We start from the raw sequence: 14328 nt of genomic DNA on the forward strand, positions 1-14328 counted from the left end.
TGCCACCGCCTTGGGCTTCAACGCAAGCCATGTTTGAGGGGACATTGCGACTTTTCCTGATCTGGCTCGCAGCCGCACTGTTGATGGTGCCGGTGTCGCTTGCCGTCGCGCAGGATGCGGACGGCCTCGGTGATCTGAAACTTCCCGGAATGTCGAACTATGCGCCCCCGAAAAGCGATGCACCGCTGGCAGCGGCGAGCAGCGGGGCGATCACGCTGTCGGCGCAATTGACCGACAAGGGCGCCGACATCACACGCGGCATCGTCTGGCGCGTCTTCAAGCCTGACGCCACCGGCGACGGCAAGCTGCCGATGGTCGCTTCCGCCCATGGCGGCAGCGCGGTGTTCCAGCTCGAGCCCGGCAGCTATCTGGTCCACGCCTCTTACGGCCGGGCCGGAGCCACCAAGCGCATCACCGTCGGCAAAGACGCCAAGCGCGAAAGCCTCGTGCTCGATGCCGGCGGACTCAAGCTCGACGCCGTGCTGTCAGGCGGGGTGCGCATACCGCCGAAGAAATTGCGCTTTTCGATCTATGAAGGTCAGGCCGAGGCCAATCACGATCGCGCCCTGATCATACCCGACGTCGAGCCGAACAGCGTCGTGCGGCTGAACGCGGGCGTCTATCACGTCGTCTCGACTTATGGCTCGGTGAATGCGGTCATCCGCTCAGACATCCGCGTCGAGGCCGGCAAGCTGACCGAAGCGGCCGTCGAGCATCGTGCGGCGGAGATGACCATGAAGCTGGTGCGCGAGCCGGGTGGAGAGGCGATCGCCGACACCTCCTGGTCGTTGCTCAACGAATCCGGCGACCCCATCCAGGAAACCGTCGGCGCCTTTGCTTCGATGGTGCTTGCCGAGGGCGACTACACCATCATCGCCAAGAACCGCGACCGCATCTACCAGAAAGATTTTACGGTCGTGGCCGGGCAGAACCAGGAAATCCAGGTTTTGGCCACGGAGGCCTCGGCGATCGATCCTCAGGAAGGCGCGGACTAGACGTCCGAACCCTGTGCGGGAACCGGTCCAGCAGCGTATGATTGCCGATCAAGCCGCGTTACGCATGCGTTGCGGCAGAAACTGGCCGCGGCCGCGCGGTTCGGCCGGAGCCAGATCGAAGACAGCCCGGTAAAGCCGCTCGAGCAAAGCCTTGCGGTCGCCCACCTGCTCCAGTTCGTTCCATCCCAGCACGTCGCCGACGCGCACGTCGATCGATTTGCCGGACAGCCGACCGAATTCGTGGATGAGCAGCGAAGTACGCAGCGTCAGCGAAGCCCTGCCGACGAACTTCGCGACGCGCCCGTCACGCTCGGTCAGGTTCATGGGTCCGCTGACCAGGTGGAACAGCCGCCCGTTCTGGCCGGAAAAGTGCATTGGGACAACCGACGCCTTGGCATCCCTAACGAGACGGGCCGGAAACATCTTCCACGGCAGGTCGCGCCCCCGGCCAAAACCTTTCGGCGCGGTGGCGACGCCGCCCGCGGGGAAGACGACGATGATGACGCCGTCTTTCAGCAGCCGCACCGCCTCATGGCGCACCGCCATGTTGTTCCTGAGCGCGTCCTTGGTCTCGGAAAAGTCGATCGGCAGCGAATAGGGCTCCATCTCGCGGATCTTGAGCAGATCCTTGTGGATCATGACACGGAACGGGCGCTGAAGCTGCTCGGCCAGCGACAGCACCGCAATGCCGTCGCCGATGCCGAACGGGTGGTTGGCGACGATCACCAGCGGCGTGTCAGGCAATTTTTCCGGCGGCCATTGGCCGGTGGTCCGCACCCTGACATCGATCAGCTCCAGCATGCGGCTGAACACGCGCTCGCCGCTCGGCGCCACATGGCGGCGCCAAAAGTCATAGAGCGCCGCGAAGCGATCGCGGCCGGACAGGCCTTCGATGGAGTGGATGAACCAGCGCGTCAATGCCGGCTGATGCGGGCTGGCATAGGAAAGCTCGGGAAACGGCCTTTCGCGCATCTTCAGCTTGAGCATGAGGCTCGTTACTAGGCTGGCGTGACAAGCGTATGAATTGGCGGGTATCTGAAAATGGCGGTGGATCGCTCCACCGCCATTTCGTCGACAATCCGGCTGAACTCAGGCCACTCGCTTGCGCCTGCGGTCGGGCGTCACCGCTTCTTCGGCAAGCATCGCCACCGCCTGGCCAAGGCCGAGCGACTCCTGGTCGCGCGAGCCGAGCCGACGGATGTTGACCGTCTCTTCCTCCGCCTCGCGCTTGCCGCAGACGAGGATGACCGGAACCTTGGCCAGGCTGTGCTCGCGGACCTTGTAGTTGATCTTCTCGTTGCGAAGATCGGCTTCCGCCAACAGTCCGGCCGCCTTCAGCTGCGCGACGACCTTTTGCGCGTAGTCGTCGGCATCGGAGGTGATCGTTGCAACCACCACTTGCAGCGGCGCGAACCACAGCGGGAAATGGCCGGAATAGTTCTCGATCAGGATGCCGAGGAAGCGCTCCATCGAACCGCAGATGGCGCGATGCACCATCACCGGCTGCTTTTTTTCCGAATCCGAGCCGATGTAGAAGGCGCCGAACCGTTCCGGCAGGTTGAAATCGACCTGCGTGGTCCCGCATTGCCAGTCGCGGCCGATGGCGTCCTTCAGCACATATTCGAATTTTGGCCCGTAGAACGTGCCCTCGCCCGGATTGACGCCGGTCTTGATCCGGTTGCCCGACCGCGCTGCGATCTTGTCGAGCACGTCCTGCAGCACGCCCTCGGCATGATCCCACATAGCGTCGGTGCCGACCCGTTTTTCGGGACGCGTCGCCAGCTTGACGGTGATTTCATCGAAGCCGAAATCGGCATAGGTCGACAGGATCAGGTCGTTGATCTTGATGCATTCGTCGGCGAGCTGTTCCTCGGTGCAGAAGATGTGGGCATCGTCCTGGGTAAAGCCGCGCACGCGCATCAGCCCATGCAGCGCGCCGGACGGCTCATAGCGATGCACATTGCCGAATTCCGCAAGTTTTACCGGCAGATCGCGGTAGGACTTCAGACCGTGCTTGAAGATCTGGACGTGGCCGGGGCAGTTCATCGGCTTCAGTGCAAACATCCGGTCGTCGTCGGTGTCGTCGCCGGCAACCGTCACCTTGAACATATTGTCCCGGTACCAGCCCCAGTGACCTGACGTCTCCCACAGGCTCTTGTCGAGCACTTGCGGCGCGTTGACTTCCTGATAGCCCTGCTCGTCAAGGCGGCGGCGCATGTAGTTGACCAGGTTCTGGAACAGTCTCCAGCCCTTGGCGTGCCAAAAGACGACGCCCGGCCCCTCCTCCTGGAAATGGAACAGGTCCATCTCGCGGCCGAGCTTCCTGTGGTCGCGCTTTTCGGCTTCCTCCAGCATGGTCTGATAGGCATCGAGCTGCGCCTGATCGGCCCAGGCCGTGCCATAGATGCGGGTCAGCATCGGGTTGTTCGAATCGCCGCGCCAATAGGCGCCGGCCACCTTCATCAGCTTGAAGGCGCTGCCGATCTGTCCGGTCGAGACCATATGCGGGCCGCGGCAGAGGTCGAACCAATCGCCCTGCGCATAGATTTTTAGGTCCTGATCTTCGGGAATGGCGTCGATCAGTTCCAGCTTGTAGCGCTCGCCCTTGTCGGCAAAGATCTTCTTCGCCTTCTCGCGCGACCAGACCTCTTTGGTGAACGGCTTGTTACGCGCGATGATCTCGCGCATCTTCTTCTCGATCACCGGGAAATCATCGGGCGTGAACGGCTCGTTGCGGGCAAAATCATAGTAGAATCCGTTCTCGATCACCGGGCCGATGGTCACCTGCGTGCCCGGCCACAATTCCTGCACGGCTTCGGCCAGCACGTGCGCTGCGTCATGTCGGATGAGTTCCAGTGCGCGCGGGTCTTCGCGGGTGATGATCTCGACCTTGCCGGACTTGCCGAGCGGGTCGGAAAGATCGCGCACCACGCCATCGATCGAGTAGGCGACCGCCTTCCTGGCCAGCGACTTCGAGATCGATTCCGCCAGGCCGGCGCCGGTCATCGCCGCTTCGTAGTCGCGGACGGAGCCATCGGGAAATGTCAGGGAAACGGAATTCAGCATAAAATTCTCCTATCCAGTCCCGCAAACGAGCGCGGGTGGTGAAATGCATCTCGCCCAAAACTGTGCAGCGATTTTTGGCCAACGACATGCATAAAGTAAAAAGCCGGATGCGTCCGGCGGCAGTCTTTTATGGGCAGATTTTCGTGCCGTAAAGGCGAATGGCCGATCACTTGCTCCTGTTCATGAGATTCGGCAGCTCTTTCAGGAACATCGTCCGCGCCTGAGGCCCCTTCGGCGTATCGGAACGTTTCGTATCGATTACCAGGCGGGCAAAGACGATGCTGCGCGCATCCTTGTTCGCCCAGCCGACAAACCAGCCGAGCGAGCGCCAGCCAAGCGAGGACTTGTCGGCGCTTTCGCCAAGCCTGGTGGTCCCGGTCTTGCCCTGCACCGTCCAGCCACCTGACCGGAAGGTCGGCAAGATCGCTTTGGTCATCGCGTGGGCTTTGGCCGAAACCGGCAGTTCGCCGGCAAGCAGCCGGCGCATGAAATTCACCTGTTCGACCGGCGATATCTCAAGCGAAGAATTCACCCACGACCGGGTGAGGCCATCATTCTTGCCGGCATTGCCGGCAACATCGGTGTTGCCGTAGTCGAATTTCGAGACATAGCCGGCAAACCGCTCGTTGCCGAGCCGGCGGGTGATTTCCTGCGAAAACCACAGCACCGAGTCTTTTTCCCAGATCGTCGGGTCGACGGTTTTCTTGTCCCGCTTTGCCGCCTTGAACTCGGGCTTGTAGTCCCAGGCCGGCGTGTGCTCGTCGCTCAGGATTCCCGCGTCATAGCCGATCAGCGCCAAGGGGACCTTGAAGGTCGAGGCGGGACTGAAGCGCTGGTCGCAGACCCCGTCCCGATACAGCGTTTCACCGCTCCCAGCATCCAGGATCAGCGTGCATTCGACCTCCTCCAGCGGCGCCGATTGTGCGCGGATCGGAAAACCAAAAAGCCAGGCCAGAAGGTAGATCACCACAGCGAAAACGAATGGACGGCGGTCAATCTGGCGCATTTGCAATCTCTCCTGATGGCGATCAGGAGCGGCTTAGCGAGGCGTCTTGTCTCGATTTTGTCTTAAATGCGCAACGTGCGGTTAAGGTTTGCAAATCGTAAATAGTCATTGCAATTGACGTAATTTCTCTAGCGCCTTGGGTGCCGGTGCATAGCCCATCTTAGCGGCCTTTCGCAGCCAGGACTCACCCTCGCTAACATTTCTGGCCACGCCCAGGCCATATGCATACGCAAGTCCTAAATTGTGAATTCCGCTCATTTGATTTTGCGCAGCGGCTTTACGAAACCAGACAACAGATTCAGTATAGTCTTGCTTTACGCCGCGGCCATCTCGAAGCATTTCTCCGAGCCCGTTCTGTGCAGGTGCGAAACCTTGTTCGGCCGCTTGTCGATACAGCCTCGCAGCCTCTTCTTCATTCTTTAGCAGCCCGCGGCCCCTCTGATACATAGAAGCCAAACTTGTTATGGCTGGCGCATTTCCCTGTTCAGCCGCCTTGCGGTACCAGATAGCAGCTTGGTGGTAGTCTTCCCGCAGACCGTAACCGAAGTCATAGGCTGCACCTAAATAGCTTTGCGCTCTGGCATAACCTTGGTCGGCGGCTTTACGAAACCAGGCTACCGCCTCTGCATCATTTTTAGGAATGCCCCTACCAACCAAGAGCATTGCGCCTAACCGAGTTTGTGCATCCGCGAGTCCCTGATCCGCGGCCCTACGGTACCAAATGGCTGCCTGTGAAGGATCTTTGGCCACTCCCAGCCCTAGTTCAAGCATTTCGCCCACTCCCACCTCAGCGGGCGCAAAGCCTTGATCGGCAGCTTTGCGATACAACTCAACTGCCTTTCCATGATCCTGCGGCACACCCTGACCATTGAAATAAAGGATAGCCAAATTAGTTTGAGCATGAGCGAAACCTTGGTCGGCGGCCTTACGATACAACTCTGCCGCCTTTCCATAGTCCTGCGGCACACCCTGACCATTGAAATAAAGGATAGCCAAACTAGTTTGAGCATGAGCGAAACCTTGGTCGGCGGCCTTGCGATACAACTCTGCCGCCTTTCCATAATCCTGCGGCACACCCTGACCCCTATGAAAAGAGTTCGCCAAATTAGTTTGAGCATGAGCGAAACCTTGGTCGGCGGCCTTGCGGTATAGTTCTATTGCCTTGGCAACATCCTTAGGAACTCCGTCACCTTGCACGTAAAGCACAGCCAGGTTATTTTGCGCCCGAGCGAACCTCTGACCAGCCGATTTGCTGTACCATTCGGCAGCTTTTTTCAGGTCTTTCTTTATTGCGCCTTGGCCGAAGTGAAACATCCGACCGATGTGAAACTCAGCCTCAGGGTCTCCCTTGTCGGCACGCGGCTGGAACAGCTCCAATGCTGTGGCAAAATCACCTTTTTCGTAGGCGTCACGTGCATCGTCGGCCCAGGCTGAAATAGACAAGGACAGCACCAAGCAAGCAACTGACAAAGATCTCTTCAGCATTAATTTCCCCGCCACCACCATGTTCGCCCGGTGAACGGTAACATTGCTGAATTGATACGGGAAGCTCAGCCGTTTGAGGCCGGATCCTTTTTCCCGATCCGCCAGTACCGCCAGGGCGTGAACCAGACATAGCGCTCGGCCAGCACCTCCGGGACACGGTCGATGCCATGCGTTCCTCCCGGCCCGCAGCGCAGCACGCGGAAAAACCCCATCCAGCCGCCGGCCCATAGCCCATGGCGGGCGATCGCTTCGTGCGCGTATTCGGAACAGGTCGGCAAATGCCGGCAGGAATTGCCGACAAAGCCGGACAGCGTCAGCTGATAAAAACGCACGAGCGAGGTGCCCAAAATTCGGCCGGGCGTCTTGCGCCAAGGGCCCGGCCAGTTGCGTGTATATCGCGGCCTCTGATGCGTGTGATCCGTCGCCATTTGACGGCTACGCCGCCTGTTCGGCGCGCTTCTTCTCGATCTGGCCGATCGCGTCGACCACCGCATCGAAGGTCAGCATGGTCGAGGCATGGCGCGCCTTGTAGTCACGCACCGGCTCGAGATATTTGAGATCGGCGAAGCGGCCTTGCGGCGGTGCGCCGTTTTCCTTCAGCATCTTCAGCATCGTCTCGCGAACGCTGCGCAACTCATCCGCGCTGGCGCCGACGACATGCTGCGCCATGATCGAGGACGACGCCTGGCCAAGCGCGCAGGCTTTGACGTCATGGGCGAAATCGGTGACGATGCCGTCATCCATCTTCAGATCGACGGTCACCGTCGAGCCGCACAGCTTGGAATGCGCGCGCGCGGTTGCATCGGGATGGTCGAGCCGGCCGATCCGCGCGATATTCCCGGCAAATCCCAGAATTTTCGCATTGTAGACGTCGTCGATCATATTTTTCCAATCCGTCGCCGCCGAGCGAACAGCGATTGCCGCAGACGGCCTTCCTTTCGCTCGCAACGATCATATATAATGCTGGTACTCGGGTATGGACAAGGCGACCAACGACCACGTCCCTGCTCAAATTCACTTCACGCCGCTTACGGGCTGGAAACAGGGCACGTTTCTAACACCCGAAAGGTCGTGGTCCGTTCAACTCGTTCCTCCTGAGAGGGGAACTACGGGAGACGCCTTTATGGATGCCGTCATCAAGAAATTCATGCCCCCTTCCGCCTATATGGAAAAGCCGGTCACCGATCGGCCGACCGAAGCCGAAGCCGAGGCCGCGGTTCGCACGCTGTTGCGCTGGACCGGCGACAATCCGGACCGGGAGGGCCTGGTCGATACGCCAAAGCGTGTGGTGAAGGCCTATCGCGAAATGTTCGGCGGTTACGACAAATGCCCGGCCGAAGAACTCGGCCGCACCTTCGAGGAGGTCGCCGGCTATGACGATCTTGTTCTCGTCAAGGATATAACGTTCCATTCGCATTGCGAGCACCACATGGTGCCGATCATCGGCAAGGCGCATGTCGGCTATCTGCCGGACGGCAAGGTCGTCGGCCTGTCCAAGATCGCCCGCGTCGTCGATATCTTTGCCCAGCGCCTGCAGACCCAGGAAGCGATGACCGCACAGATCGCCGGCGTCATCCAGGATGTGCTCAATCCGCGCGGCGTCGCCGTCATGCTCGAAGCCGAGCATATGTGCATGGCGATGCGCGGCATCCGCAAGGAAGGCTCCACGACGCTGACCTCGACCTTCACCGGCGTCTTCAAGGACACGCCCGAGGAACAGGTCCGTTTCCTCACCATGGTGCGCGGCGGCAGGGGCTGAACGAGCCTCGCCGGCCGCCAGCCATGGTCGCGAGAAATGAGAGCCGGTTCTCGGATCAGATCATGGCCAAACAACAAGACAGAGCCTCGCCCGTTCCGATCCGATCGGGCTCGGCGAGGCTCTGAACAAGGACCGGCGATGTCGGCAGTAGAATTTCCGAAAGCTCCATCAGACAAGAAAACACTGGAAGAAAGCACGGTCTTTTCGCCGCGCTTCGATGCCGGCGGCCTGGTCACAGTCGTCGTCACCGATGCCGAAGACGGCATGCTGCTGATGGTCGCGCATATGAACGCCGAGGCGCTGGCGCTGACATTGGAAACGGGCATCGCCCACTACTGGTCGCGCTCGCGCAGCGCTCTGTGGAAGAAGGGCGAAACGTCCGGGAATGTCCAGAAAATCGTCGAGATGCTCACGGATTGTGACCAGGACGCAATATGGCTGCGCGTCAAAGTGATGGGCCACGACGCAACCTGCCACACCGGCCGGCGTTCCTGCTTTTATCGGACGGTGGGACTGATCGACGGCAAGGGGACGCTTGCCAGCGATGGCAGCAAGCCGCTGTTCGATGCGCAAGAAACGTATCGAAAGCCTCATGAACCATTTATTTGAACCATTCGCCGAACTGCAATCACGTATATTCATGATTTCGATACGGCCTGCCGATAATTTAGCCGCGGGACAAGGGAGATTGTGATGCTCGAATGGGCGTCATTGCATAACAGACCTGACGTTCGGGAGGCCAATGGCCTGTCATCGTCCGCCGGTGCATCCGAAAAGAGTCCCGCCAGGAAAACAGGCATTTCGCTGGCGCTGGGCGGCGGCTGCGCGCGTGGCTGGGCCCATATCGGCGTGCTGCGCGCGCTCGACGAAGCCGGCATCGAAGTGTCGATGATCGCCGGCACCTCGATCGGCGCGCTGGTCGGCGGCTGTTACCTTGCCGGCAAGCTGGATCAGTTGGAAGAATTCGCCAGAAGCCTGACCAAGCGGCGCATTTTTGGTCTTCTCGATCTCAACCTGCGCGGCAGCGGACTGTTCGGCGGCATGAAGCTCGATGCACGGCTGCGCGAGCACATGGCCGGCATCCGTTTCGAGGATTTGCCAAAACCTTTCGTCTGCGTCACCACGGAGATCCGCACCGGCCATGAAATCTGGCTGTCGGGCGGCTCGCTGATCACCGCCATGCGCGCCTCCTACGCCCTGCCCGGCGTGTTCGAACCGGTCAGCTGCAACGGTCGCGTGCTGGTCGACGGTGCGCTGGTCAATCCGGTCCCGGTCTCGGTCTGCCGCGCCTACGAGCAGCCGCTCGTGGTCGCGGTGAACCTTCACTACGATCTGTTCGGCCGCGCCGCCGTCATCAAGCACAGCGCCGGCGAACTGGTCGTCGAGAAGGACGCGCCAAGGCCCGGCCTGATCGACACAGGGCATCAGTACCAGACACGGCTCGGCATCACCGGGGTTATGGTCGAAGCCTTCAACATCATCCAGGATCGCATTTCGCGGGCGCGACTTGCCGGCGACCCGCCTGATATGTCGCTGCAGCCAAAGCTCAGCCACATCGGCCTGACCGAATTCCATCGCGCCGACGAGGCGATCCGCATCGGCTATCAGGTGACGATGGCGCAGATCGACGAGTTGGCCCGCCTGCAGGCGGTTCTCGCCTGAAGCGCGACCCGAACTGAAGGTCCGCGCAGAAACGGAAGCTATCCTCAGGCGCGCGCGGCATCGACGATGCGGAACTGCACCGTGCGGTTGCCGTTCCAGTGATTGCCCGACAGCGAACCGGCGACATGCACCGGCTTGCCCCTGTTCTTGAACAGGAATTCGCCGAGCGCCGTATCGACGGCGCGAAACGCGATCGCCTGGATGCGGCCGCCGCTTTCCGACTGCAACTCGACGCGGATGTGATTGGTGCCGACCGGCCTCGCATCGGCAAGGCGATGGCGCGGCAGCGCGAAGACCGGTGCGACATGCCCGGCGCCGAACGGGCCGGCTTTCTCCAGTGCATCGAGCAGGCCAAGCGTCGCGCCTTCGGCGGCCAGCGCGCCGTCGATCGCCAGGCTTTCCTCGCCTTGCAGCCGGAACACCTCGGCCGCCGCTCGTTCCTCGAAGAAGGCCCTGAGCGCGCCAAGTTTCGCCCGCTCCACCGTGATGCCGGCCGCCATGCCATGGCCGCCACCCTTGACGATCAGCCCGGCAATGGCCGCCTCGCGCACCAGCCGGCCAAGATCGAAGCCCGACACCGAACGGCCGGACCCGGTGCCGACACCATTGGCGTTGAAGGCGATGGCGAAAGCCGGCCGGCGCGCATGGTCCTTGAGCCGCGAGGCCAGCAGGCCGACGATGCCCGGATGCCAGTTGGAGCTGGCGGTGACGACGATGGCCGGGCCATTGCCGCCGGCAAGCTCGGCATCGGCCTCGACGCGCGCCGCGGCCAGCATTTCCAGTTCCAGCTGCTGCCGCTCCTGATTGAGCCGGTCCAGCGTCTCGGCGATGGTGCGGGCCTCGACGGGATCGTCGGTGGCGAGCAGGCGGCTGCCGAGTGCTGCGTCGCCGATGCGCCCACCGGCATTGATGCGCGGGCCGATCAGATAGGCCAGATGAAAGGTGCTGACCGGCTCGCCGATGCGCGAGACCCGCGCCAACGCCGCCAATCCTTCGTTTCTCTGCTGGCGTGCGATCTGCAGTCCCTTGACCACGAAGGCGCGGTTGACGCCGGTCAGCGGCACCACGTCGCAAACGGTGGCCAGCGCAACGAGGTCGAGCAAGCCGAGCAGGTCCGGCGGTGCGGCATCGGGCAACCGGCCGCGCAGGATCCTCGCCGTCTGCACCAGCGCCAGGAAGACGACGCCGGCGGCACAAAGATGGCCCTGCCCCGAAAGGTCGTCCTCGCGATTGGGATTGACGACCGCAACCGCTGCCGGCAACGGACCGCCGAGCTGGTGGTGGTCGAGCACCACGACATCGGCGCCGGCAGCGTTCGCCGCGTCGATGGCCACAGTGCTGTTGGTACCGCAATCGACGGTGACGATCAGCGTCGCGCCGCGCGAGACGAGTTCGCGCATCGCTTCCGGATTGGGGCCGTACCCTTCGAAGATACGGTCCGGTATGTAGATCTCCGCAGGCACCGAGAAATGCGTGAGGAACCGCTTGAGCAGCGCCGACGAAGCGGCGCCGTCGACATCGTAGTCGCCGAAGATCGCCACCTTTTCCCTGGCAATGACTGCCCCGGCGATGCGGGCGGCGGCCTTGTCCATGTCGGTCAGCGACGCCGGGTCCGGCAAAAGATAGCGGATGGTCGGATCAAGGAACCGCTCGGTCTGCTCGGCGGTCACGCCGCGCCCGGCAAGCACGCGCGCAACGATGTCCGGCACGCCATAGCCTTGCGCAATGGCAAGCGCGGTCATGTCCTGCCGCTCGGTCAACCGGTGTTCCCAGGAAACACCTGATGCCGACTGCCTGACATCGAGGAATATACGGTTTTCGCCCGTCATGCGACGCGCCGTCTGCGGATTGTCATTTCTCACAATATGCGACGGCCAGCCCGAGTCGAGAATCAAAACTTTTCCAGATCCTGGTGCCTGGCCTTGATCTCGCGCACGGTGCGCGACGACGAGCGCAGCACGATCGTATGCGTGGTGATAAAATTGCGGCCGAACTTGACGCCGGCCAGCATGTTGCCGTCGGTCACGCCGGTTGCCGCGAACAGCACGTCGCCGCGCGCCATGTCTTGCGCGCGGTAGACCCGCTTCGGATCGAGGATGCCCATCTTCGCCGCGCGCGCCAGCTTTTGCGGCGTGTCGAGGATCAGCCTTCCCTGCATCTGGCCGCCGGTGCAACGCAACGCTGCCGCCGCCAGCACACCCTCCGGCGCGCCGCCGGTGCCGAGATAGATGTCGATGCCGGTTTCGTCCGGATCGGTGGTATGGATGACGCCGGCGACGTCACCATCGCCGATCAGCCGGATCGCAGCGCCCGTGGCGCGCACCGCCTCGATCAGCGCGCCATGGCGCGGCCGGTCGAGGATGCAGGCGGTGATCTCCGACACCGCCACGCCCTTGGCCCTGGCCAGGCTGGCGATGTTTTCGGCCGGCGCGCCATCGATGTCGATGACGCCGTCCGCATAACCCGGGCCAATGGCGATCTTGTCCATATAGACGTCGGGCGCGAACAGAAGGCTGCCCTTTTCCGCAATGGCGATGACCGCCAGTGCATTGGGCAGGTTCTTGGCGCAGATCGTCGTGCCTTCGAGCGGATCGAGCGCAATATCGACCGCCGGGCCTTTGCCGGAACCGACCTCTTCGCCGATATAGAGCATCGGCGCCTCGTCGCGCTCGCCTTCGCCGATCACCACCGTGCCGTTGATGGCGAGGCGGTTGAGCTCTTCGCGCATCGCGTCGACCGCGACCTGGTCGGCGGCCTTTTCGTCGCCGCGTCCGCGCAATCTGGCTGCCGCAACGGCGGCGCGTTCGGTGACACGCACCAGTTCCATTGTGAGTATCCGGTCAAGGCCGGCGACGATGTTCTGGGCAACGTTCATCGGTGGACAATCCTCGTTGGCACATTGCCTCCCGCCAGAGGCGCGCCGGTTGTGTCAAAGCTCCATGACAACAACAAGACCTCTGCGGGTCTTTTTTGAAAACACAACGATATCAATCGATTGAAGGAGAAAAGCGATATGCCTATTCCGCCCGCTCGATGCGGATGACCTGCGGCTTGTCGGTCAGATGATCGTCCCTGGTGATGCCGTCGACAGCCTTGCGGACCGCCGCTTCCGTCGTCTCGTGGGTGACGAGAATCACTGTCTTCTGCAAGGCGGTATCCGGCCCGGCGGCGTGCTGCACGATCGATTCCAGCGAAATCTCGTTGTCGGCCATGCGCTTGGCGATGGCGGCAAAGACCCCGATGCGGTCATGCACGGTCAGCCGGATGAAATAGCCGCCCGCATGGCTGCGCATCTGCGCCTTCTTGTACGGCCGCAATTCCTTCGCCGGCAGGCCGAACACCGGACCGTGCTGGAAGCCGGGCCGGCTCTTGGCGATGTCGGCAATGTCGCCGACCACCGCCGATGCGGTGGCGTTGCCGCCGGCACCGGGACCGGAGAGCAAAAGCTCGCCAAGGATATCGGTTTCGATGGCCACCGCATTGGTGACGCCGTGCACCTGCGCGATGACCGAGGCCGTCGGCACCATGGTCGGGTGCACGCGCTGTTCGATACCGCTTTCCGTGCGCTGGGCGAGGCCGAGCAGCTTTATCCGGTAGCCGAGATCGCCGGCCGCGCGGATGTCGGCCTGGCTGATGTTGGAAATGCCTTCCATGTAGATGTCGTTGGCGGCAATCCTCGTGCCGAAGGCAAGGCTGGTCAGGATCGACAGCTTGTGCGCGGTATCGTGGCCCTCGATGTCGAAGGTCGGGTCGGCCTCGGCATAGCCCAGCCGTTGCGCATCTTTCAGGCAGTCGTCGAACGACAGGCCCTCGGCTTCCATGCGGGTCAGGATGTAGTTGCAGGTGCCGTTGAGGATGCCGAAGACGCGGCTCACCGAATTGCCGGCCATCGCCTCGCGCATCGTCTTGATGACCGGAATGCCGCCCGCCACCGCCGCCTCGTAATTGAGCAGTACGCCCTTCTTCTCGGCGGTCTCGGCCAGCGCCACGCCATGTTTGGCGAGCAGCGCCTTGTTGGCGGTGACGACGTGGCGGCCGGCTTCAAGCGCCGCTTTCACGGATGAATGCGACGGCCCTTCGTCGCCGCCGATCAGTTCGACGAAGACATCGATCTCGGCGGTCTGCGCCATTCTTACCGGATCGTCGAACCACTTGGCCGCGCCGAGATCGACGCCGCGGTCGCGTTTGGGATCGCGGGCCGAAACGGCCGACACGACGACCTCGCGGCCGCATTGCCGAGTCAGTTCCGCCGCCTTGTCGCGCAGCACGCGCGCCACCGAAGCGCCGACAGTGCCGAGACCGGCGATTCCAACACGCAACGCTTCAGCCATGTCCGGCGACGCCCCTCAAGAATT

The 14328-nt window shown here is 62.1% G+C and carries 13 protein-coding genes; 4 read left to right on the top strand and 9 right to left on the bottom strand.

From position 1 onward, the window contains the following. Positions 1-29 precede the first annotated feature (29 nt). On the top strand, positions 30-995 hold the full coding sequence (locus tag AC0L2R_RS09595) for a hypothetical protein (RefSeq protein WP_128168969.1): 966 nt from the start codon (positions 30-32) through the stop codon (positions 993-995). A gap of 48 nt (positions 996-1043) precedes the next feature. Here the strand turns inward: AC0L2R_RS09595 and AC0L2R_RS09600 are convergent, their stop codons facing one another. From AC0L2R_RS09600 to AC0L2R_RS09625, 6 genes are all read right to left on the bottom strand, one after another. Further along, positions 1044-1982 (bottom strand): lysophospholipid acyltransferase family protein, encoded by a 939-nt coding sequence (locus AC0L2R_RS09600; RefSeq protein ID WP_473508596.1) that lies wholly within the window; start codon positions 1980-1982, stop codon positions 1044-1046. A gap of 102 nt (positions 1983-2084) precedes the next feature. Continuing rightward, on the bottom strand, positions 2085-4061 hold the full coding sequence (thrS, locus tag AC0L2R_RS09605; protein WP_128170790.1) for a threonine--tRNA ligase: 1977 nt from the start codon (positions 4059-4061) through the stop codon (positions 2085-2087). 166 nt (positions 4062-4227) lie between these two features. Then, positions 4228-5067, bottom strand: coding sequence for a class D beta-lactamase (gene blaOXA, locus AC0L2R_RS09610; RefSeq protein WP_473508597.1), 840 nt, complete (start codon positions 5065-5067; stop codon positions 4228-4230). A gap of 105 nt (positions 5068-5172) precedes the next feature. After that, positions 5173-6552 carry a tetratricopeptide repeat protein gene (locus tag AC0L2R_RS09615; RefSeq protein WP_473508598.1) on the bottom strand — a complete coding sequence of 460 codons (1380 nt, stop codon included), beginning with the start codon at positions 6550-6552 and terminating at the stop codon, positions 5173-5175. Positions 6553-6617: 65 nt separating this feature from the next. Continuing rightward, positions 6618-6980, bottom strand: coding sequence for a membrane protein insertion efficiency factor YidD (yidD, locus tag AC0L2R_RS09620; protein ID WP_473508599.1), 363 nt, complete (start codon positions 6978-6980; stop codon positions 6618-6620). A gap of 7 nt (positions 6981-6987) precedes the next feature. Beyond that, positions 6988-7434, bottom strand: a complete 447-nt coding sequence (locus tag AC0L2R_RS09625) for an iron-sulfur cluster assembly scaffold protein (protein WP_473508600.1) — start codon at positions 7432-7434, stop codon at positions 6988-6990. Between the two features lie 241 nt (positions 7435-7675). On the opposite strand from AC0L2R_RS09625, the gene folE reads away from it, so the two are divergent. The 3 genes from folE to AC0L2R_RS09640 all read left to right on the top strand — a co-directional run bounded on the left by folE (position 7676) and on the right by AC0L2R_RS09640 (position 9973). Further along, positions 7676-8311, top strand: a complete 636-nt coding sequence (gene folE, locus AC0L2R_RS09630) for a GTP cyclohydrolase I FolE (RefSeq protein WP_473508601.1) — start codon at positions 7676-7678, stop codon at positions 8309-8311. A 138-nt stretch (positions 8312-8449) separates the two neighbouring features. Continuing rightward, positions 8450-8920, top strand: coding sequence for a phosphoribosyl-AMP cyclohydrolase (gene hisI, locus AC0L2R_RS09635; protein WP_473508602.1), 471 nt, complete (start codon positions 8450-8452; stop codon positions 8918-8920). Between the two features lie 84 nt (positions 8921-9004). Continuing rightward, the gene (locus tag AC0L2R_RS09640; RefSeq protein WP_473508603.1) at positions 9005-9973 is read left to right on the top strand and encodes a patatin family protein; all 969 of its coding nucleotides are present in this window, start codon (positions 9005-9007) and stop codon (positions 9971-9973) included. A 44-nt stretch (positions 9974-10017) separates the two neighbouring features. Here the strand turns inward: AC0L2R_RS09640 and recJ are convergent, their stop codons facing one another. The 3 genes from recJ to AC0L2R_RS09655 all read right to left on the bottom strand — a co-directional run bounded on the left by recJ (position 10018) and on the right by AC0L2R_RS09655 (position 14304). Continuing rightward, positions 10018-11802 carry a single-stranded-DNA-specific exonuclease RecJ gene (gene recJ, locus AC0L2R_RS09645; RefSeq protein ID WP_473508604.1) on the bottom strand — a complete coding sequence of 595 codons (1785 nt, stop codon included), beginning with the start codon at positions 11800-11802 and terminating at the stop codon, positions 10018-10020. A 62-nt stretch (positions 11803-11864) separates the two neighbouring features. Further along, on the bottom strand, positions 11865-12848 hold the full coding sequence (glpX, locus tag AC0L2R_RS09650; RefSeq protein ID WP_473508605.1) for a class II fructose-bisphosphatase: 984 nt from the start codon (positions 12846-12848) through the stop codon (positions 11865-11867). Positions 12849-12990: 142 nt separating this feature from the next. Beyond that, positions 12991-14304: a homoserine dehydrogenase gene (locus tag AC0L2R_RS09655; RefSeq protein ID WP_473508606.1), complete on the bottom strand. Its 1314-nt coding sequence runs from the start codon at positions 14302-14304 to the stop codon at positions 12991-12993. Between the last annotated feature and the right edge of the window lie 24 nt (positions 14305-14328).

This window comes from Mesorhizobium sp. WSM4820, from assembly GCF_055811075.1.